The organism is Amycolatopsis sp. N2S4-7 (genome assembly GCF_058119595.1).
On the sequence record NZ_CP172299.1, the window covers coordinates 7,575,237 to 7,593,775 of the forward strand.

Sequence of the window (18,539 nt, forward strand, 5' to 3'; positions counted from 1 at the left end):
CACCCGCCCGATGTGCTGCCTGGTTTTGTGACAGGGGCAAGCTGCGATGGAGATACCGCCAAGGCAGCGACTGTCCACATCGGATGCTCGAGGTGGCGCGTTCTGGTGGGCGAACACACGCTCATCGGCAGAAGCGGATGTTTCGGCGCGGCCGGCATGCGCGACGGCTGTGAGCGGTCGAAGGCTGCCAGGGTATCGGCCGCCACCTCGCGCAGCGCCTGTTCGCCGTCGGCGAGACCGTGCTCGATGTGCCGGCAAAACTCTCAGCGCGGGTGCGGGTGTTCGCCACCGGCCAGGCCCGCAAAACCGACCCGGTCGACGCCGCACTCGGCCGCCGTCGCCCTACGCATCACAGGTTTGCGGCACGTTCAAGTCGATGACACGGCAGTGGCGCTGCGCTTGCTTGCTGGTCGATCATCGAGACGAATTGGGCCACGCTCGCACCAGGTCGTCAATCGGTTACATCGGCTGCTGCTGGAACTGCTTCCCCGTGGGGCGAAGAAGTTCCTGTCCGCCGCTCAGGCCCGTGCTTTGCTGGCCTTGGTGCGGCCGCGTGATGTCGTGGGCACGACCCACCGGCAGCTGGCTGCGGACCTGGTCACCGAGCTGGACCGCATCGACAAGCGGATCAAGACGGCAGACACCGAACTACATGAGTTGGTCGCGTCCACCGGCAGCACCCTGCTGGAGCTGTTTGGAATCGGCCCGTCCAGCGCTGCTCGCCTGCTGGGTGACATCGGTGATGTCGGCCCGTTCGTCGACAAGAAGCGGTTTGCATACTGGAACGGCACGGCGCCGTTGGAGGCGTCTTCGGGTGATCGTCGTCGGCACCGTCTGTCGCGGGCAGGAAACCGCAGGACCAACCGGGTGTTGCACGTGATGGCCGTCATCCAGCAGCAGTTCTTCGAGAACCACGTGCCCAACGGCTTCTCGGACTGGCTACCTACCGTCGCGTTGCCCGTCTAGATGTCGAAGGTGCCTTCGATCGCTAGTTGGTCTGCGGGAACCTCCTGGTTGCGCCCGTTCCCACCCTTTGGGCGGTCCCGTCGGGGGCACCACGCACGCTGGTCAGCGGCTCGGGGTGGGCGCAACGCCATGATTCCCCAGAGGCGGGGCTGTCCACTGCCGGAGATCGCGTCCCTGGATTCGATGCAGCCGGAGCGCCTGTTGCCAACTTTCGCGAGCCTTTTCCGAGGCGCCCTGGGCGCTCTGAGCCTGGGCGATGTTCACCAGGGTGTCGGCTTCGAGGTAGTCGTTTCCCAGCCGCCGAAACAGCGTCAATGCGGCACGGTAGTAGTTCAGAGCATCGCTGTGATCGCCGCAGCCGTACGCGATCAGGCCCAGTGTGTCGAGCGCCGCCGCTTCGCCGCCGGGGTCTTGATGTTGCCGGAATAGCTCGAGCGCCTGTGTACACGGCTCCAAAGCCTCGTGCGGACGCCCCAGACGGGCCTCGTACCAGCCGACGGAATTGAGTGCCCTGGCCAGCCAGACCGGATTCGGCAGGCCGCGGTAGAAGTCGAGCGCACGGAGTGCGTGGTGCAAAGCCTTGCCGTCGTTTCCGTGCAGGGACCACGTCCACGCGAGGGCGTTCTCCGTGTGGGCGCGGTCGTTGACGTCACCGCTGCGCTCGGCGAAGTCGAGGGCCCGGTTCAGGTGTTCCAAAGCCTCGGTGTGACGTCGGGCTTGCGCGTAGGCGCGCCCCAAGCGGCGGTGGGATCGCCCCAGGAACTCGCCGAGGTGTTCGGCCGCGGCCACCCCGGCGCGCCAGGTGGCGATGTTTTCGTCGAGGTGTCCGCGTCGCCAGTGGAACGTGTCCAACGCCCACGCCAGTTGCCATACCTCCGTGTGGTGACCCCGCTCGGCGGCCAGGCGCTGGACGGCCAGGAGGTTCGCGTGTTCGGTGTCGAACCAGGCCAGCGCCGCCGCCTCGTCTGCCGGGGGTTGCGGGGCACAGCCGGCCGGTGGTGGGGGGAGTTCGACGGGCCGGCGTTGCGGCGCGATCAACCGCTCGCCGGCGTGGGCGGTGTGGACGTAGTGCGCGATCAGCCGACGCAGTGCGGCGTCGTGGCCGGATCCGGCGTGGGTCGCCGCGTAGAGCCGGACCAAGTCGTGCATCCGGAATCGGCCCGGGACGTGCTCGTGCAGCAACGACACCCGGGTCAGCGCACGCAGCAGCGCCAGTGCCCGGTCCGGGGGCAGGTCCAAGGCGGCCGCCGCGGCCGCCGCGCTGATGTCCGGCCCGGGCGCGGAACCGAGCAGCCCGAACAGGTCCGCCTGCGCCGGGGTCAGAGCGGTGTGGGACCACGACAAGGCCGCTCCCACGCTGGCCTGCGGGTCGCCGGCGTCGAGGGCGCCGAGGCGGGTGGCCGCGTCCCGCAGTTCCCGCGCCCACACCTCCAGCGGCGCGGCCGGGTGCGCCGCGGCTCGGCTCGCCACGACACCCAGCGCAAGCGGCAGGCCCGCGCAGTGGGCCAGCAGATCGCTGACCGCCTGCGGCTCGGCGGCCACCCGCTGCGGTCCGAGGCGGCAGGTGAGCAGGGATTCGGCGGCGGCGTCGTCGAGCGCGTCCAGGGCGAGAACCTGGGCGCCGCGCGTCGTGGCGAGGCCGGTCAGCCGATCGCGGCTGGTCACCAGCACCGCGCACCCGGCGGTTCCGGGCAGCAACGGCAGGACCTGGCCGGTGTCGTGGGCGTTGTCCAGCACGATCAGCATCCGCTTGCCGGCGACCAGGCTGCGGTACAGGCCGGCCAATGCGTCGAACTCCGCGGGGATGCCCGCGGGCGGCACCCCGAGGGCGACGACGAAGCCGCGGAGTGCGGCGGCCGCGGGGAGAGGAGCGTCCTCGGGGCTGAAACCACGCAGGTCGACGAACAGCTGGCCGTCCGGAAACCGGCCCGCGTTGTGGTGCGCCCAGTGCAGGACCAGGCAGGTCTTGCCGATCCCGCCCGTACCGGTGATGGCCGAGACGGCCGAGGTACCGAGCCGGGCCAGTTCGTCGTGACGGCCGGCGAACGTCGCCGATCCGGCCGGCAGCTGACGAGGTACGACGGCCGGGTGGACGCCGTCAGAGGCCGGGGCCGCGTCGGCGGTGAGGATCTGCTGGTGCGTGTCGATGAGGGCGCTACCGGGTTCGGTGCCCAGCTCTTCGACCAGCCGCGAGCGCGTGCGCTGGTAGTGCTCGAGCGCGTCGGCGGTGCGTCCGGCCTGGTGCAGGGCCAGCAGGTACTGACCGGCGACCCGCTCGTCCAACGGGTTTCGCGCGGCCCGCGCGGACAGCTCGGCCACCAGCTCCCGGCCGTCCCCGGCGCGCAGGCGGGCGTCGACCAGGTCGTGGTGCGCGGCCAGCCGTTCCAGGGCGAGCAGCTCGCGCTCCGCCTGCACCCACTGGCCGTCCACGCCGGTCAGCGGCTCCCCTCGCCACAGCGCGAGTGCCTCGGTCAACGCCGGTACCGCGTCGTCGGTGCGGGCGCGGGTGCACAGGTCGCGGAACCTCTGCAGGTCCACCACCGTGTCGGTCCCCAGGGCGTAACCGCCCGACCGGCGAACGATCGCCGTGCCGTTCGCGTCGGTCAGGGCCCGCCGCAGCCGGGAAATGTAGCTGTGCAGCGTTGCCCGCGTCCGCGGGATCGCCTCTGTTCCCCAGACGCGCTCGACCAGCCGGTCCACCGGCACGACCCGCCCGGCGTCGACCGCCAGGGCGGCGAGCACGCAGCGCTGCCTCGGTGTTCCGAGGTCCAGTGGTCGCCCGTCGATTTCGGCGCCCACTTCTCCCAGCAACCGCACCAGCACCGTGACTCACCCCCTGTCCAGGTTTCACGCCAGTCTTTCCTATTCGTCCGGCGGTCGCCGAGTTCCTGGTTCGGAACGGGGGAGGATGCGGACCATCCGGTTGAACCCCGTCAGGGCGTGGATGATCGCGGGGCGCTCCACCGGCTTCGTCCCGCGCAGGGCGATCGCGAGGATCAGGACCTGCCGCACGATCATGCCCGCCGTGGCGAGGGCACCGACTACACCGACGCTCTCGAGCATGGTCGCCTCCCGGGTGGTGGACCGAAGTTGCACGCGGGATGAACGGTTGCTCGGTCAGCTGAACGAATGCTCGGTTGAAGATGAACGAAAAGTGAACTTCGCCGCGCGGCGCGGAACGCGGCAGGATGGCCGGCATGACATTGCCTGCTCTTCCCGAGGAGTCCTTTCGGCGCGTGCTCTGCGTGGTCGCGCACCCCGACGACATGGAGTACGGCACTTCCGCGGCCGTCGCCCGGTGGACCGCTCGGGGTGTCGAGGTCGGTTATCTCCTGCTCACCCGGGGCGAGGCCGGCATGCCGAACCCGCCCGAGGAGACCGCGCGGCTGCGCGTCGCCGAGCAGCGGGCCGCCTGTGACGTCGTCGGGGTCGAGCACCTGACCGTTCTCGAGCACCCGGACGGCGTGCTCGTCTACGGCCTCGACCTGCGCCGGGACATCTGCCGGGAGATCCGGCGGTTCAAGCCCGACGTCGTCCTCGGCGTCGGGTTCGAGGTCGAGACGCCCTACGGCTTCGACCAGGCCGACCACCGGGCCGTCGGGCTCGCGACGCTCGACGCCGTGCGGGACGCCGGCAACCGGTGGGTCTTCCCGGAGCAGGTCGACGACGAGGGCCTCGAACCGCACTCCGCGCGCTGGTACCTCGTTCCCGGGCTCGTCGGCTCCGGCGCGACCCACGGCGTCGACATCACCGGTGAGCCGCTGCGCCGTGGCGTCGCCTCGCTCGAGGCGCACGCCGCCTACCTGGCCGCGCTGCCGGACCACCCCGCCCCCGCGGAGTTCATCCCGCAGTTCACCGCGGTGAGCGGCGAGGCCATGGGCGTCGAGCACGCCATCCTGTTCCGCGCCCACGACCTGCAGGCGCCGCCGGCGTGACGGTGCCCGGTCGCCGGCCCCAGGGCCCGGCCACCGGGCACGCCCTCAGGCGGAATAACCCTTCGGGGGAATCAGCGACGCGAGCTGGTCGAAGGAAATCCAGTAGATCGCGTTGCCGCCGAAGTTGGCCGGGTCGGCGATGACGACCGTGCGGTCGACCGGGTCGTAACCGAAGATCGTGAAGTAGTGGTAAATCGTGTAGTCCGGGTAGCCCGGCGGGTGGTTGTTCGCCGGCGCGACGATGTTGGCCACCAGCGGGTAGTTGCGGTCGATGTCGAACACGATGTCGTTCCAGAGCAGATCCCGTTGCCACTGCTCGGGCGGGTCGCTCGGCATTTCCTTGGTTTCGTACCAGCTGCCGCCGAGATTGCCGTTCAGCACCCCGGTGACCTGGCCGATCCAGCCGGTTCCGTCCACCGTCGTGCCCAGCTGGCCGGCCAGTTCGCCCTGGCTGGGCGGGGCCATGCGCGCCGACAACGCGATGCGCGTGGCCGCCGGGCCGCACCAGTAACCGGTTTCCTGGACCTGGTAATCGATGTTCAGCCAGCGCGGTGCGCCCTCTTCCGCCTGCGCGCCGTCGACGTGCACCCGCGTGCCCGGCTTGACGTCGCTGAGGACGGTGGTACCCGCCCGGGAACCGTGGGCGAGCACGGAAACGGACGGTGAAGAATCGGCGTAGGCGATACCGGGCAACGCCAGAACGGCGACGGCCACGACGGCGGAAACGAGTCTCTTGCGCATCAAAGCTCCTCAAGCCGAGAATTCCGGACGGCCGCAGTGGTGGATTTCGTTGCCTGGTCCGGGCTTTCCTCAGCCCGGCCACGGACGCCCCCTTCGAAAAGAAGGTATCCGTGGCCGATGAAACTTCGATGAAATCGGCCGCCCTCTTGACGGACGAATTCAGACGTGCACCGGGAACTTCGCCGGTCCGCGCAGGTTGATCCGGCCGTTCCACTCCAGGTCCCCGGCGAAGCCGAGCGACGGGAACCGCTGCACCAGGCGGCTGATCGCGACCTGCCCCTCCAGCCGGGCCAGCGCCGCGCCCAGGCAGTGGTGCGGTCCCGCGCCGAACGACACCTGGTGCCGCGCTTCCGGTCGGTCGATGCGCAGCTCGTCCGCGTCCGGGCCGAAGAACCGCTCGTCGCGGTTGGCCGAGGCCAGGCAGGCCAGCACGAACGTGCCCGCCGGGATCTCCTTGCCCGCCACCGCGTACGGGGACGTCGTGACCCGGCGGGTCTGCTGCACCGGGGAGTCGTAGCGCAGGAACTCCTCGACCGCGTTCGCCGCCAGCTCGGGCTGCGCGCGCAGCAGCGCCAGCTGGTCGGGGTTGCGCAGTAAAGCGTTGACGCCGTTCGCGATCAGGTTGACCGTCGTCTCGTGGCCGGCCACGTAGAGCAGGACCACCTGCGCCACCAGCTCGTCACCGTCGAGGACCTGGCCGTCGTGCTCCGCCGCGATCAACGCCGTGAGCAGGTCGTCCGCCGGGTGGTCGCGCTTCCACGCGATCACCTCCCGCGTGATCGCCGTCAGTTCGGCGTCCGCCGCCATGATCGCGCGGGCCGTCTCCTCGTCGGCGACGATCTCCAGGGACCGCACGAGGGTCCCGCTCAGTTCGCGGATCCGCGCGTGGTCGGTCGGCGGCATGCCGAGCATCTCCGAAATCACCGCGAACGGCAGCGGGAACGCCAGCTCCTCGACCAGGTCCGAGTTGCCCTTCTCGGCCATCCGGTCCAGGGCTTCGTCCACGAGCCGGGCGATCTGCGGCTCCAGCGCCGCGACCGCGCGGCGGGTGAACACCTTGGTCACCAGCGAGCGCAGGCGCGTGTGGTCAGGCGGGTCGCGGTCGAGCATCGACAGGTTGAGCGCGCCGCCGTTGCCCTCCGACGCGAAGTACTCGATCTGCTGGCTGAACGGGCTGGGCGCCAGGTTGGCGACGTCCACCGACAACCCGGCGCGCAGCAGGGCCGAGACGTCCTCGTAGCGCGAGACGAACCAGAACCCCAGCGGGTGGTCCTGCGCCGGGTCCTCGTCGCGCAGCATCTTGTACTGCGCGTACGGGTTTTCGAAGAAGCCGGGCGCGAACGGGTTGAACAGCAGCTCGCCGGGCTCGATCAAATCGGTCATCGCATACCCCCATACACTGCGTCGGTGACATGCACAGTGTATGTCCTATGCTGTGCGCATGTCGACGGTCAAGAGCCGGCGGGAGCAGTACTCCGCAGCCACCCGGGCCGCCCTGCTGGTGGCGGCCACCCGCCGGTTCGCCGAAGACGGCTTCGCCGGGACGGCGCTGGAGGACATCGCCGGCGACATCCAGGCCACGCGCGGCGCGATCTACCACCACTTCGCGAACAAGACGGCGTTGTTCGAAGCGGTCTTCGAGCAGCTCGAAACCGAAGCGATGGAGCTGTCGGCGGCTGCCGCGGCCCGGGCGGCGAATCCCTGGTCGGCCGCGTTCGACGCGCTCGACGTGTTCCTCGACCGCTGCTGCGACCCGGTGTACGGCAAGCTCGTCTGGCAGGAAGCACCGATCGCCCTCGGCTGGCTGCGCTGGCAGGCGGCCGAGGAGCAGTACGCGTACGGCCTCGTCGAGCAGCTGATCAAGGCGCTGGTGGACGGCGGCGACATCGAACCGCAGCCGCTGGAGACCACGACGCGGCTGGTGTTCGGCATGCTCGGCACGGCGGGCATGGCATTGGCCGAAGCGTCCGATGTGGACAAGCCACGGCTGAAGGCGGAGTACGCCGCCGTGATCGGACGGATGGCGGCGGGGCTGCGCGTCCGCGTGAATTGACCCGGAGACCGGGCGCTGCCTGCACCCGGTGAAGGAGCCGGGCAGCCGACGTGGATTCGTGGTGGCCGTCTTCGGTCGGCCCGGATAAAACGTCGTGAACGTCTTTCTCGGTGCTGCTTTCTGCGGTTTTCCGGACGCATTCGAGTTAACGGGGCCACTGCAAGTAGTGCTTGTGTGGTCCGTGTATGCTCCGGTGTCGCTTGACCGGGTGATCACTCACCCGAATCGGTGGCCGTCGTGATCGGGGATCGTGATCTCACGCGGCCCTAACGTTGTGGTTCGGGCTCGGATAGGAGATTTATGCAGGTCAGGTCCACTCTCGTGCGTGGCGGGATCGCGGCTCTCGCCGCGGCCGCCGCCGTCATGGTCGGTTCCCCGGCCGCCCTCGCCGACGACGGCGCCGCTCGTGGCCGGGTCGTCTCCGACGACAAGGGCCACGCCCAGGGAGCCACCGGCTACCGGATCAAGTTCGACAACGGTGAAGATCAGACCACCGTGCTGTTCGACATGAAGCTGTCCAACGGCAGCACCCTGAAGCTCTACTGCGTGCAGATCACCGTCGGCCTGCGCACCGACGTCGACATGATCGAGCGGCCGTGGAACAAGTACCCGGTTCCGGGTCCGTTCCAGCAGAACAGCGACAAGCTCAACTGGGTGCTGCACCACGGCTACCCGGGCGTCTCCCGGGACGGCCTCGCCACCGCGCTCGGCAAGCAGGGCGTCAAGGTGCACGACGGCGTGTCCGAGTTCGAGGCGATCGGCGCGACGCAGGCGGCCGTGTGGCACTTCAGCGACGGCCGGAACATCGACCGCGCCCACCCGCTGGCCGAGGACGACCCGAAGGACCCGAAGCGGCCGGAGTCGGCGGCCGACACCCTCGCGCTGTACGACTACCTGACCGGTGACCTGAACAAGGGCATCGGCGAGCAGCCGAAGCCGACGCTGAACATCGCCGCGGACAAGACCGAGGGCAAGGCGGGCGCCAAGATCGGCCCGTACAGCGTCGCCACCAGCGGGGACATCACCTCGCTCTCCACCGAGCTGCCCGAGGGCGTCAAGATCACCGACGCCGACGGCAAGGAGCTGAAGGGCACGGACGTCAAGGACGGCAGCAAGCTGTACGTCGACGTCCCGGCGGGCACGAAGCCGGGCAAGGGTGCCTTCACCCTCAAGGCCACCGGCGAGCTGGACACCGGCCGCCTGTTCGTCGCCGAGAACTACGCGAAGAAGCCGGCGCAGTCGCTGATCGTCGCCGACTCGGAGAAGACGCAGGTGACCGCCAACGCGGCCGCCAGCTGGACCGAAGCGGGCGCGCCCGCGACGAGCCCGGCGCCGACCACCCCGGGTGGCGCGCAGTCCGGTGGCGGCGACCTGGCCAACACCGGTGTCGACGCCGCGGTTCCGTTCACCATCGGCGGCCTGCTGCTCGGCGGCGGCGCGCTGATGCTGCTGCTGAACCGGCGCCGCAGCCGTGCGTGAGCACTGAGCAGTAACCTCGGGAACGGGGCTGGTCCACTGTGGACCAGCCCCGTTTTCGTGCCCGCGAACCCGACGATCGGATTGCGATCTTCGGGGCAAAACGGGCGTCTCGGACCGTGATTGGTCTAGACTTTTCGGTCATGCGTGGGACGACCGTTCCGCCCGGGACCCCCTGTCCGCAACCGCGGGCGGGCGAGCTGCCGATGCACCGGCTGGAGGTGCCCGCCCCGCACGCGCCGCCGTTCGCCGTCGGCACGTTCGACGCGGTCGGGCCGCTGTCGCGCGCCGACTTCCCGCACCGGCACACCTTCCACGAGCTCGTCCACGTCACCGGCGGCACCGGTGCGCACGTCGTCGACACGGCGCGCTGGCCGCTGCGGCCACCGCACCTGGGCGTCATCGCGCCGGGGCAGGTGCACCAGTGGGCCGGCGTGCGGGGCCTGACCGGGCACGTCGTCCTGTTCACCGACGACTTCCTCCTCGACTACCCCGCCGACCGCGAGCTGCTGCGACGGCTGAGCGAGCGGCCCTGGCTGGAGCTGGACGAACGCGCCGACGCCGGCGTCACGCGGCTGATCGCCGAGCTGGAGGACGAACACCGCCGCGGTGGCGACGACAGCGAGTCGGTGCTGCGGGCCCTGCTGCACGTCCTGGTCGTGCGAGCCGGCCGGCTGCCGGGGACGCCGGAAGCGCCGCCCGCGCCCGCCGGGGCCGTGGCGGCGGAGTTCGCCCGGCTCACCGGCCGTCCCGACCTGGGGCTGTGGTCGGTGAGCGCGCACGCCGAGCGCATCGGCGTCACCCCCGGCTACCTCACCGAGGCCGTGAAGGCCGCGACCGGCCGGACCGCCGCGCAGCTGCTGCGGGAGGCGCGGATCCGGGAGGCCCAGCGGTTCCTGCTCCGGACCGGCCTCACCGTGCGGCAGGTCGCGAGCCGCGTCGGGTTCGCCGACCCGGCGTACTTCTGCCGGTTCTTCCGCCGGGAAACCGGGCTGAGCCCCGGTGACTTCCGGCGCGGCGGGGAGATTCACCACGACTGACCGATCCAGTCCATCGTCGCCGGCCCGGTGCGCTGCCTACGTTCGAGGGGATTCCCGAAGCCCCCACGAGGAGCAGGCATGGACGAAGAGAAGCAGCTCAGCCGCAAGACGGTGCTGCGCGCCGCGCTGGCCGCCGGCGTCGCCGCGCCGGTCGCGCTGATCGGCGGCCCGGCGCTCGCCCGCACCACCGCCGCCGCCGGCCGGGTCCCGGAGCTGACCCCGGCGTGCCACGACGACGACGATCCGACGCCGGAGCAGACCGAAGGCCCCTACTTCAAGCCTAACTCACCGGAACGGACCAACCTCGTCACGCCCGGCACCCAGGGCACCCGGCTGACCGTGACCGGCTACGTCTTCGGGCTCGCGTGCCTGCCGGTGAACCGCGCGCTGCTGGACTTCTGGCAGGCCGACGTCAACGGCGCGTACGACAACACCGGGTACACCTTCCGCGGCCACCAGTACACCAACGCCCAGGGCGCCTTCACGCTGTCGACGATCGTGCCCGGGCTCTACCCGGGCCGGACCCGGCACATCCACGTGAAGGTCCAGGCGCCCGGGCGGCCGGTCCTGACCACGCAGCTGTACTTCCCCGGCGAACCGCGCAACAACACCGACACGATCTTCGACCCGCGGCTGCTGATGACCGTGCGCGACAACGGCTCCGCCAAGGAAGCCGCGTTCGACTTCGTGCTGAACGTGCCGCAGACGCCGCCGACGACCACGACGACCGGCGGGCCGACCTCCACGCCGCCCGGGGGCACCTCCTGGGCGGCGGGCACCACGTACGCGGCGGGCGCCCAGGTCACCTACGGCGGCCGGGGCTACGTGTGTCTGCAGGGGCACACCGCCCAGCCGGGCTGGGAGCCCCCGGCGGTCCCCGCGCTCTGGCGGGCGGAGTGACCCTCCGGCAGTGGTGCTCCTGAGGAGGGAGGGAGCCGGGCCCGCGCCGAACCCGTACTCCGCACGTTAGGGGTCGACGCGGGCCCGCCGGCCTGCCAGATTCGGGGACATGACTGTTTCCCTCGAAGCCTCGGCGTGGCTCCGGCGCTTCCACCCGGCGCCGTCCGCCGCGGCGCGGCTCGTGTGCTTCCCGCACGCCGGGGGAGCGGCGACCTACTTCCACCCGGTCTCGGCCGCGCTGTCACCCTCGGTCGAGGTGCTGGCCGTGCAGTACCCGGGCCGGCAGGACCGGTACGCCGAGCCGCCCGTGGACGACCTGTTCGTGCTGGCCGACCGGGTAACCGACGTGCTGGCCGCGGAGACCGGCGGGCCGATGGCGTTCTTCGGCCACAGCATGGGCGCCAGCCTGGCCTTCGAGGTCGCGCGGCGGCTCGAGCAGCGGGGCACGCGGCTGCTCGGCCTGTTTGTCTCCGGGCGCCGGGCTCCGTCGGCGGTCCGCGACGAGCGGATCCACGACAAGGGTGACGACGAGCTGCTGGCCGAGCTCAGGCGGCTCAGCGGCACCGACGCGCGGGTGCTGGAGGACGAGGACGTCGTCCGGATGGTGCTGCCCGCGCTGCGCGGCGACTACAAGGCCGCGGAGCTGTACCACTACCGCCCCGGGCCCGACGTCAGCTGCCCGATCCTCGCGCTGATCGGGGACAGCGACCCGAAGGTCACCGAAGCGGAGGCGCGCCAGTGGGCGGCGCGCACGTCCGGCGGCTTCGAGCTGAAGACGTACCCGGGCGGGCACTTCTACCTCAACGACCACCACGCGGCGGTCAACCGGCTGCTCGCCGACCGGCTCGCCGGCGGCTAGTGGCTTTCCGCCGAAAGCAAGCGGGCGGGGGTGCGCCGCGGCCCGGCGCGCCCCCGCCCGCGTCAGCTCAGCAGTAGAGGTTGGCGCCGGGGTCGACGCCGAGGACCGAACTGAACTGGCGGTACTTCGAGACGCGGCTTTCGACCTGGGCGGGGTTGCCGCCGTTGCACTCGATCGAGCCGTTGATGCTGCGGATCGTCTCGCCGAAGCCGCGGCTGTTGACCATCGCGTTGTGCGGGGTCATCGTGCCGGGACCGCTCTGGGTGTTCCAGTACCAGAGCCCGGTCTTCCACGCGACGGCCGAGTTCTGCTCGACCTGCCAGGGGTTGCCGAGCAGGTCGATGCCGAGCGCGTCGCCTGCCGCCTTGTAGTTGAAGTTCCAGCTCAGCTGGATCGGGCCGCGGCCGTAGTACGCCGCCTGGCCGGCCGGGCACCCGTAGGACTGGTTCCAGTCGCAGTAGTGCGGGTAGTTCGCCGTGTTCTGCTCGACGATGTAGACCAGCCCGCCGGTCTCGTGGCTGACGTTGGCCAGGAAGGCGGCCGCTTCCTGCTTCTTCACGACGTCGCTGCCCGTGTTCGCGAAGCCGGGGTACGCCGACAGCGCCGCGGTGAGGCCGCTGTAGGTGTAGAAGGAGTTCCGGCCCGGGAACATCTGGTTGAACTGGGCTTCGCTGACCACGAACGCGCCGGGGTTGCCGGGGTCGGTGCCGCCGCCGCAGTTGTACGGCTCCCAGTACCAGGTGCTGATGACGGGGTCGTAGCCCGGGTTGGCGTTCTTGGCGCGGTAGTAGCCGCCGTTGGTGTAGCGGACGATGGCGCCGACGTCGTACCACTGGCCGGCTACCCAGTTCGGGTAGCTGCACGTGGTGCCGCCCCCGCCGTCGCAGCTGTAGGGCTCCCAGTACCAGGTGCTGATGACGGGGTCGTAGCCCGGGTTGGCGTTCTTGGCGCGGTAGTAGCCGCCGTTGGTGTAGCGGACGACCGCGCCCACGTCGTACCACTGGCCCGCGACCCAGTTCGGGGCGCTGCACGCGGCGGCGGCCGCCTGCGGTGCCTGGCCGGTGACCGCGGGCACCCCGAGCGTGAGCCCGGCGACGGCGGCCAGAGCTGACAGGACCGCGACAAGACGTCTTCTCAAGACTCGCTCACTCCTTCGGACACGACAGGATCCGGGCGCGGCAGGCGCCCGGTGTCGAAGGTGGGTGTGCTCATCCGGCCGAGACGAACGTGACACCGGCCACTAGAACAGATTGGTCTAGTCCAGTCAAGAATTCCGGCGTTCCGGGCAAGTGTTCTGCGCGAACGCCCCCCTGGGAGCGCCGGGACGACGCTCGTGGTCCGTCCCGGCGCCGCGCGTCAGCGAGCTTCGGGAATCCGCGGCGACGCGGAGGGCAGCTGCAGGATCCGCTGCAGCCGGACCCGGCCCAGCCGGTGGAGCATCTCCCCGAGCTCCTCCGGCGCGATGCTCCCTTCGAGGTCGAGCCGCGTCACCCGGACGACGCGGTCGATCTCCGAGGCGGGGAGCCGCCCCGCGAACTCCCCGGCCAGCCACACCCCGACCTCGTCGACGACGTCGTCCGCCCGGTGGCTCAGTACGGTCATCGCTCTCCTCGTTTCGGATCGCCTTCTGTCCAGGTCGAGCCCGAAAAATTCCGACCCGACGCGAGTCCGACGGGTGAGCGGGGGAGGCATGACGCCGAATCGGCGAAGTCGGTCACACAAAAGCTTTCCGTGGTCGACCGGGTGAAATCCGTGACGATCTCTGTCACTCACATGGGCTGTCGGCCTACCGCCGTTGTCGGCCGATCGGGTGGAATACCGAGGAACGCCGCCGAGGACGCGTCCGGCCCAGGACTCTGGAGACATCCGGTAGTACGGGCGTTCCCTTTGCGGGATGCGGAAACGGAGACGCGATCCATGGGCCGGTACGACCGGACCGACCTAGGGGCGTACAGCCTGGGGTTGCTCGACGCCGCCGAGGCGGCCCGGGTGGAGCGGCACCTCGCGGCGTGCCCGGACTGCCGCCAGGAGGCCCGGGAGTTCGAAGCCGTCCGCACGATGCTCGACCACCTCGGCAAAGCCGAGTCCACTTAGGACTTCGCAGGGAACTGTCGGTGCCCGCCGATACCGTGCGCGCCATGACCGACGACCAGTTCCTCACCCCGACCCGGGCCACGTACGCGATCGTGGCCGAGAGCTACGGCCGGGTCGTACCACCCGTCGACGAAGACATCGAGGACCGCGCGCTGCTCACGGCGTTCGCCGACCTCGTCCGCGCGGACGGCGGCGGCCCGGTCGCCGACCTCGGCTGCGGCACGGGCCGGGTGACGGCGTTCCTGGCGGCCGCGGGCCTCGACGTCGCCGGCGTCGACCTGTCGCCCGAGATGCTCGCCGTCGCCCGCCGCGACCACCCGGACCTGCGGTTTTCCGAGGGATCGCTGCTGGCGCTCGACCTGCCGGACGGCGGTCTGGCCGGCGTGGTGGCCTGGTACTCGATCATCCACACGCCACTCGAGCGGCTCCCGGCGGTGGCCGAGGAGATGTACCGCGTCCTGCGCCCGGGCGGCCACCTCCAGCTGGGCTTCCACGTCGGCGACCGGCGGCACCACCGGACGGAGGCGTACGGGCACGACGGGCTCGACCTGGACATCTACTGGCTCCCGGTGGAGGGGGTGGGCGAGCTGGTGACCGGCGCGGGCTTCGAGGTGCTGACGCAGGTGGTGCGGGAGCCGGGCGCGCGGGTGCCGCAGGGGAGGGTGCTGGCGCGGAAACCGGCCTGATCCGGGCGGCTCGGGCGTCCTGAGGGCCACGCCGGACTGTCCTGATCGAGTCGTTCAGGCAGCACGTCCCGCAGGTCAGCGGGAGGCGGCCGCCTTGATCGTCCGGAGCACCGGCGCCGTCTCCAGGGTGCGGATCGCCTCCAGTGCGCCGAGCCGGTGGGTCAGGTAGTGGTGCAGCGCCGCCGCGTCCGGGCAGAGCGCGTGCGCCACCAGGTTGGCCGGGCCGGTCGTCGCCGCGACGATCGCCAGTTCCGGGTGCGTCGCCAGCTCCTTCGCGACCTGGTCGACGTGCGCCGGGGCGACCGACATCCACAGCAGCGCCTGCGTCGTCGCGCCCAGGGGCGCCGGGTCGATCTCCAGGTCGAAGAACACCGTGCCGCCGGCCTGGAGGTCGGTCAGGCGGCGGGCGACGGTCGCCGGGGACCAGCCGGTTGCCGTCGCCAGCTCGGCCAGGCCGGCGCGGCCGTCTCGCTGCAGGGCTGCCATCAGAGCCTCGTCGTCGCTGGTCAGGGGCTTGCCCGGACCGGCGTGAACCGGGGTGAGGGCGGCGATCTGCGCGTCGTCGAGGGAGTTCGCGCGGCCGAGCCAGGCGGTCGGGCCGCCGAAGTAGCGGTGCAGCAGCTGGTGCGCCGACACCGCCGTGATGCTCGCGGTGCGCGGGATGTCCCGCAGCAGCAGCCCGTGGTCGCTCGCCGCCGGCGTGGACACGTTCACGCAGATCTCCGTGCCGCCCGACATGAGCTTGATCCACGCCGTGTCGGCGCGACGCGCGAGCGCGTGGGCGAGGTCTTGCGCGGTCTGCGGCGTCGCGGTGAGCCGGACCATCCACTCGGCCTGCCCGGCGCGCTGCGGGTCCGGCAGGCCGACGACGCGAAGCGACGCTTCGGCGCGAAGACGGCGATAGCGGCGCGCCACCGTCTGCGTCGAGACGCCGAGGACGTCGCCGATCTTCGTGAACGGCGCCCGGCCGTCCAGGTGCAGCGCGTGGATCAGCGCGCGGTCGACGGCGTCCAACGTGGTCATATCCCTCATTGAAGCGGATCCGGCGGAAGAAATCTGCCATTGCGAGCGTGCAGATGGAAGCCGGGCGCACGGCAAGCCAGGGTGGGCGGCGAACGAAAGGGGGCACCTCTTGCCGACCATGACGCGTTACCGGCGGCGGTGGGCCGCACTGGCCGTGCTGCTGACCGCCGAGGCGATGAACCTGCTCGACGCCACGATCGTGCAGGTCGCCGGCCCGGTGATCCACACCGACCTGCCGGGCCCGGCCGCCGACATCCCGTGGTTCAGCGCGGCCTACACGCTGCCGTTCGCGGTCTTCCTCATCACCGGCGGCCGGCTCGGGGACATCTTCGGCCGGGCGAAGGTCTTCAAGATCGGCGTGACGGGCTTCGTGCTCGCGTCGCTGGTCTGCGCGGCCGCGCAGACCGCCGGCCTGCTGATCGGGGCGCGCGCGGCGCAGGGCGCGGCGGCCGCGCTGATCATCCCGCAGACGATCGGCCTCATCCGCGCGCTCTTCGACGGCGACGAGCTGGCGAAGGCACTGGGCAGCATCGGCCCGGTGATGGGCCTGTCCGCGGTCACCGGGCCGCTGCTCGGCGGGCTGCTGACGCAGGCGGTGTCGTGGCGCGCGGTGTTCCTGGTGAACGTCCCGCTCGGGCTCGCGGTGCTCCTCGCCGCGCGGTTCCTGCGCGAGGACAAGGCCGAGACGCGCCCGCGGCTCGACCTCGCCGGCACCGTGCTCGTCGTCGCCGGGACCGGGCTGCTCGTCTACCCGCTGATCGACCCCGAAGGCCGGAATTGGGCACTGCTCGCGGCCGGCGCCGCGCTGCTCGTCGTGTTCGGGTTCCACCAGCGCCGCTCCGCCGCGCCGCTGGTCGAGCCGAGCCTGTTCGCCCACCGCGGGTTCCCGTCGGCGCTCGCCGGGTCGCTGCTGTTCTTCGCGGTGATGACGGGGCTGATGCAGGTGGTGCCGATGCAGCTGCAGCTGGGCGAAGGCGTCGACGTCCGCACCGCGGGCCTGACGCTGCTGCCGCTCTCGGCCGGGCTCGCGGTCTCGTCGTGGCTCGCCGGCGCCTGGCTGGTGCCGAAGTTCGGCGCGCGCGTGATGTTCGCCGGGCTGGCCCTGCTGCTGGCCGGGATCGTCGCCGTCGCGGCCGGGATGACGCCGGCCCTCGCGTTGTGCGGCCTCGGGCTGGGGACGTTCACGGTCCCGTTCTTCACCGCGGCCCTGCACCGGGTCCGGCCGCACGAGACGGGCTCGGCGGCCGGGCTGCTCAACGCCGTGCAGCAGCTCGGCGGCACCCTCGGGGTCGCCCTCCTCGGCGGGCTCTACCTGGGCAGCGGCTCGGTGACCACGGCGCTCGGCGTCGCCGCCGGGCTCACCGTGGCCGCCGCCGTCGCGGTCGTGCCGCTCAGTAGTCGTCGCGCCCGGTGAACTGCTGCTCCAGCAGCTCGGCCGCGCCGGCGACCAGCTCGAGGGGGTCGATGAACTCGTTGATGTCCAGGTTGATCAGCGGCAGCGAGTGCCGCAGCACGATGTGGTCGCCCATCACGGCGAGCCCGCCCACGACGGTCGAGTTGCCCACCTCGGACAGCACCTCGAGGAGGTCGACCTCCTCGTGCCGGGCGAACGGCGTGGCGATCTGGACCCAGTCCTCGCGCTGGTCGAGGATCTCGCGGGCGATGACGACGATCTGGGCGCGCTGCTCGGTGTCGGGGTCGTCGCCGTAGACGAGCCGGATGCGGATCTCGTCGGGGTCGTCCCGCACCACCCGGTACGACTCCCTGATGTAAGCGACCAGATCGCCCCACTCCGCCACGCTTTCCTCCGCTCTCGTGCCTGTTCGAGCGCTCAGCGTAGCGATCAGGGGGCGCCGATCCGGTCGAGATCGGCCAGAACGCCGGCAGGCAGTTCGAGCTCGGCGGCGGCGAGGTTCTCCCGCAGGTGCTCCGGCGACGACGTGCCGGGGATGAGCAGCATCGACGGTGACCGCCGCAGCAGCCAGGCCAGCGCGACCTGCATCGGCGTCGCGCCGACCCGGGCGGCGCAGTCGTCGAGGATCCCGGACTGCAGCGGGCTGAACCCGCCGAGCGGGAAGTACGGCACGAAGGCGATGCCTTCGGCGGCGCACCTGTCGACGAGGGCGTCGTTTTCGCGGTGCGCGAGGTTGTACTGGTTCTGGACGCAGACGACGGGCGCGATCGCCTTCGCTTCGTCGAGCTGCTCCGCGCTGACGTGGCTGAGGCCCAGGTGCCGGATCAGCCCCTGCTCGCGCAGCTCGGCGAGCACGCCGAAGGGTTCGGCGAGCGACATCGGCACGGGGTAGTCCCCGGCGGCGTTGCTGAGCCGCAGGTTGACGACGTCGAGCGCGTCGACGCCGAGGTTGCGCAGGTTGTCGTGCACCGCCTGGGTCAGGTCCTCGGCCGACAACGCGGGCGGCCAGGCCTTGTCGGGCGTCCGGCGCGCGCCGACCTTCGTGACGATGCAGAGCGATTCCGGGTAGGGGTGCAGGGCCTCTTCGATCAGCGCGTTCACGGTGTGCGGGCCGTAGTAGTCGCTGGTGTCGAGGTGGGTGACACCGCTTTCGACGGCTTCCCGCAGCACGGCGACGGCGGTGTCGTGGTCCCGCGGCGGTCCCCAGACACCGGGCCCGGCCAGCTGCATGGCGCCGTAACCCATGCGAGTGACGGAGAGTTCGCCGCCGAGGGTGAAGGTGCCGCCCAGGTTCGCCATGCCGCTCCTCATCTTGGGGTTGTTCTGGGAATCTTCCCGGCCGCGCCCGGCCC

At 71.1% G+C, this 18,539-nt stretch carries 19 protein-coding genes; 10 read left to right on the forward strand and 9 right to left on the reverse strand.

What is annotated here, in order from left to right; genetic code table 11:
• The first annotated feature begins 387 nt into the window (after nucleotides 1-387).
• Entirely contained in the window at nucleotides 388-966 is a 579-nt protein-coding gene (locus ACH54P_RS36015) for a transposase (RefSeq protein WP_489907754.1), read from the forward strand.
• 102 nt (nucleotides 967-1,068) lie between these two features.
• On the opposite strand, the gene ACH54P_RS36020 is transcribed toward ACH54P_RS36015, so the two are convergent.
• Nucleotides 1,069-3,789, reverse strand: a complete 2,721-nt coding sequence (locus ACH54P_RS36020) for an AfsR/SARP family transcriptional regulator (protein ID WP_489907755.1) — start codon at nucleotides 3,787-3,789, stop codon at nucleotides 1,069-1,071.
• Between the two features lie 39 nt (nucleotides 3,790-3,828).
• Nucleotides 3,829-4,029, reverse strand: coding sequence for a hypothetical protein (locus ACH54P_RS36025; RefSeq protein ID WP_489907756.1), 201 nt, complete (start codon nucleotides 4,027-4,029; stop codon nucleotides 3,829-3,831).
• 125 nt (nucleotides 4,030-4,154) lie between these two features.
• On the opposite strand from ACH54P_RS36025, the gene ACH54P_RS36030 reads away from it, so the two are divergent.
• Nucleotides 4,155-4,901, forward strand: a complete 747-nt coding sequence (locus tag ACH54P_RS36030; protein WP_489907757.1) for a PIG-L deacetylase family protein — start codon at nucleotides 4,155-4,157, stop codon at nucleotides 4,899-4,901.
• Between the two features lie 45 nt (nucleotides 4,902-4,946).
• Here the strand turns inward: ACH54P_RS36030 and ACH54P_RS36035 are convergent, their stop codons facing one another.
• Together ACH54P_RS36035 and ACH54P_RS36040 are read right to left on the reverse strand one after the other, a co-directional pair.
• A complete protein-coding gene (locus ACH54P_RS36035) occupies nucleotides 4,947-5,642 on the reverse strand; it encodes a C39 family peptidase (RefSeq protein WP_489907758.1) in 696 nt (231 codons plus the stop codon).
• 159 nt (nucleotides 5,643-5,801) lie between these two features.
• On the reverse strand, nucleotides 5,802-7,025 hold the full coding sequence (locus ACH54P_RS36040) for a cytochrome P450 (protein ID WP_489907759.1): 1,224 nt from the start codon (nucleotides 7,023-7,025) through the stop codon (nucleotides 5,802-5,804).
• 58 nt (nucleotides 7,026-7,083) lie between these two features.
• Here ACH54P_RS36040 and ACH54P_RS36045 point away from each other — a divergent pair, with 58 nt between their 5' ends.
• The 5 genes from ACH54P_RS36045 to ACH54P_RS36065 all read left to right on the forward strand — a co-directional run bounded on the left by ACH54P_RS36045 (nucleotide 7,084) and on the right by ACH54P_RS36065 (nucleotide 11,970).
• Nucleotides 7,084-7,695 carry a TetR/AcrR family transcriptional regulator gene (locus tag ACH54P_RS36045; RefSeq protein ID WP_489907760.1) on the forward strand — a complete coding sequence of 204 codons (612 nt, stop codon included), beginning with the start codon at nucleotides 7,084-7,086 and terminating at the stop codon, nucleotides 7,693-7,695.
• A 300-nt stretch (nucleotides 7,696-7,995) separates the two neighbouring features.
• On the forward strand, nucleotides 7,996-9,174 hold the full coding sequence (locus ACH54P_RS36050; protein WP_489907761.1) for a thioester domain-containing protein: 1,179 nt from the start codon (nucleotides 7,996-7,998) through the stop codon (nucleotides 9,172-9,174).
• 140 nt (nucleotides 9,175-9,314) lie between these two features.
• Entirely contained in the window at nucleotides 9,315-10,211 is an 897-nt protein-coding gene (locus ACH54P_RS36055; RefSeq protein WP_489907762.1) for a helix-turn-helix transcriptional regulator, read from the forward strand.
• A 78-nt stretch (nucleotides 10,212-10,289) separates the two neighbouring features.
• Entirely contained in the window at nucleotides 10,290-11,111 is an 822-nt protein-coding gene (locus ACH54P_RS36060; RefSeq protein WP_489907763.1) for a dioxygenase family protein, read from the forward strand.
• A gap of 109 nt (nucleotides 11,112-11,220) precedes the next feature.
• The gene (locus ACH54P_RS36065; protein WP_489907764.1) at nucleotides 11,221-11,970 is read left to right on the forward strand and encodes a thioesterase II family protein; all 750 of its coding nucleotides are present in this window, start codon (nucleotides 11,221-11,223) and stop codon (nucleotides 11,968-11,970) included.
• A gap of 67 nt (nucleotides 11,971-12,037) precedes the next feature.
• On the opposite strand, the gene ACH54P_RS36070 is transcribed toward ACH54P_RS36065, so the two are convergent.
• Both ACH54P_RS36070 and ACH54P_RS36075 read right to left on the reverse strand, forming a co-directional pair.
• Nucleotides 12,038-13,108, reverse strand: a complete 1,071-nt coding sequence (locus ACH54P_RS36070; RefSeq protein WP_489907765.1) for a glycoside hydrolase family 19 protein — start codon at nucleotides 13,106-13,108, stop codon at nucleotides 12,038-12,040.
• 218 nt (nucleotides 13,109-13,326) lie between these two features.
• A complete protein-coding gene (locus ACH54P_RS36075) occupies nucleotides 13,327-13,572 on the reverse strand; it encodes a hypothetical protein (protein ID WP_489907766.1) in 246 nt (81 codons plus the stop codon).
• A 315-nt stretch (nucleotides 13,573-13,887) separates the two neighbouring features.
• On the opposite strand from ACH54P_RS36075, the gene ACH54P_RS36080 reads away from it, so the two are divergent.
• Entirely contained in the window at nucleotides 13,888-14,064 is a 177-nt protein-coding gene (locus ACH54P_RS36080; RefSeq protein WP_489907767.1) for a zf-HC2 domain-containing protein, read from the forward strand.
• A gap of 44 nt (nucleotides 14,065-14,108) precedes the next feature.
• On the forward strand, nucleotides 14,109-14,750 hold the full coding sequence (locus ACH54P_RS36085) for a class I SAM-dependent methyltransferase (RefSeq protein ID WP_489907768.1): 642 nt from the start codon (nucleotides 14,109-14,111) through the stop codon (nucleotides 14,748-14,750).
• A gap of 75 nt (nucleotides 14,751-14,825) precedes the next feature.
• Here the strand turns inward: ACH54P_RS36085 and ACH54P_RS36090 are convergent, their stop codons facing one another.
• Complete coding sequence (locus tag ACH54P_RS36090) at nucleotides 14,826-15,773, reverse strand: Lrp/AsnC family transcriptional regulator (protein ID WP_489907769.1); 948 nt, start codon at nucleotides 15,771-15,773, stop codon at nucleotides 14,826-14,828.
• Between the two features lie 118 nt (nucleotides 15,774-15,891).
• On the opposite strand from ACH54P_RS36090, the gene ACH54P_RS36095 reads away from it, so the two are divergent.
• Nucleotides 15,892-17,187 (forward strand): MFS transporter, encoded by a 1,296-nt coding sequence (locus ACH54P_RS36095; protein WP_489916834.1) that lies wholly within the window; start codon nucleotides 15,892-15,894, stop codon nucleotides 17,185-17,187.
• Here ACH54P_RS36095 and ACH54P_RS36100 read toward each other — a convergent pair.
• On the reverse strand, nucleotides 17,165-17,572 hold the full coding sequence (locus ACH54P_RS36100; RefSeq protein WP_489907770.1) for a hypothetical protein: 408 nt from the start codon (nucleotides 17,570-17,572) through the stop codon (nucleotides 17,165-17,167). The genes ACH54P_RS36095 and ACH54P_RS36100 overlap by 23 nt on opposite strands.
• A 44-nt stretch (nucleotides 17,573-17,616) precedes the next feature.
• Nucleotides 17,617-18,486, reverse strand: a complete 870-nt coding sequence (locus ACH54P_RS36105; protein ID WP_489907771.1) for an oxidoreductase — start codon at nucleotides 18,484-18,486, stop codon at nucleotides 17,617-17,619.
• Nucleotides 18,487-18,539: the final 53 nt, after the last annotated feature.

Excerpts from the sequence above, each read along its gene's own strand:
- ACH54P_RS36025 (WP_489907756.1), bottom strand. The coding sequence starts at position 4,029 with ATGCTCGAGAGCGTCGGTGTAGTCGGTGCCCTCGCCACGGCGGGCATG.
- ACH54P_RS36030 (WP_489907757.1), top strand. The coding sequence starts at position 4,155 with ATGGCCGGCATGACATTGCCTGCTCTTCCCGAGGAGTCCTTTCGGCGC.
- ACH54P_RS36035 (WP_489907758.1), bottom strand. The coding sequence starts at position 5,642 with ATGCGCAAGAGACTCGTTTCCGCCGTCGTGGCCGTCGCCGTTCTGGCG.
- ACH54P_RS36040 (WP_489907759.1), bottom strand. The coding sequence starts at position 7,025 with ATGACCGATTTGATCGAGCCCGGCGAGCTGCTGTTCAACCCGTTCGCG.
- ACH54P_RS36045 (WP_489907760.1), top strand. The coding sequence starts at position 7,084 with ATGTCGACGGTCAAGAGCCGGCGGGAGCAGTACTCCGCAGCCACCCGG.
- ACH54P_RS36050 (WP_489907761.1), top strand. The coding sequence starts at position 7,996 with ATGCAGGTCAGGTCCACTCTCGTGCGTGGCGGGATCGCGGCTCTCGCC.
- ACH54P_RS36055 (WP_489907762.1), top strand. The coding sequence starts at position 9,315 with ATGCGTGGGACGACCGTTCCGCCCGGGACCCCCTGTCCGCAACCGCGG.
- ACH54P_RS36060 (WP_489907763.1), top strand. The coding sequence starts at position 10,290 with ATGGACGAAGAGAAGCAGCTCAGCCGCAAGACGGTGCTGCGCGCCGCG.
- ACH54P_RS36065 (WP_489907764.1), top strand. The coding sequence starts at position 11,221 with ATGACTGTTTCCCTCGAAGCCTCGGCGTGGCTCCGGCGCTTCCACCCG.
- ACH54P_RS36075 (WP_489907766.1), bottom strand. The coding sequence starts at position 13,572 with ATGACCGTACTGAGCCACCGGGCGGACGACGTCGTCGACGAGGTCGGG.
- ACH54P_RS36080 (WP_489907767.1), top strand. The coding sequence starts at position 13,888 with ATGGGCCGGTACGACCGGACCGACCTAGGGGCGTACAGCCTGGGGTTG.
- ACH54P_RS36085 (WP_489907768.1), top strand. The coding sequence starts at position 14,109 with ATGACCGACGACCAGTTCCTCACCCCGACCCGGGCCACGTACGCGATC.
- ACH54P_RS36090 (WP_489907769.1), bottom strand. The coding sequence starts at position 15,773 with ATGACCACGTTGGACGCCGTCGACCGCGCGCTGATCCACGCGCTGCAC.
- ACH54P_RS36095 (WP_489916834.1), top strand. The coding sequence starts at position 15,892 with ATGACGCGTTACCGGCGGCGGTGGGCCGCACTGGCCGTGCTGCTGACC.
- ACH54P_RS36105 (WP_489907771.1), bottom strand. The coding sequence starts at position 18,486 with ATGGCGAACCTGGGCGGCACCTTCACCCTCGGCGGCGAACTCTCCGTC.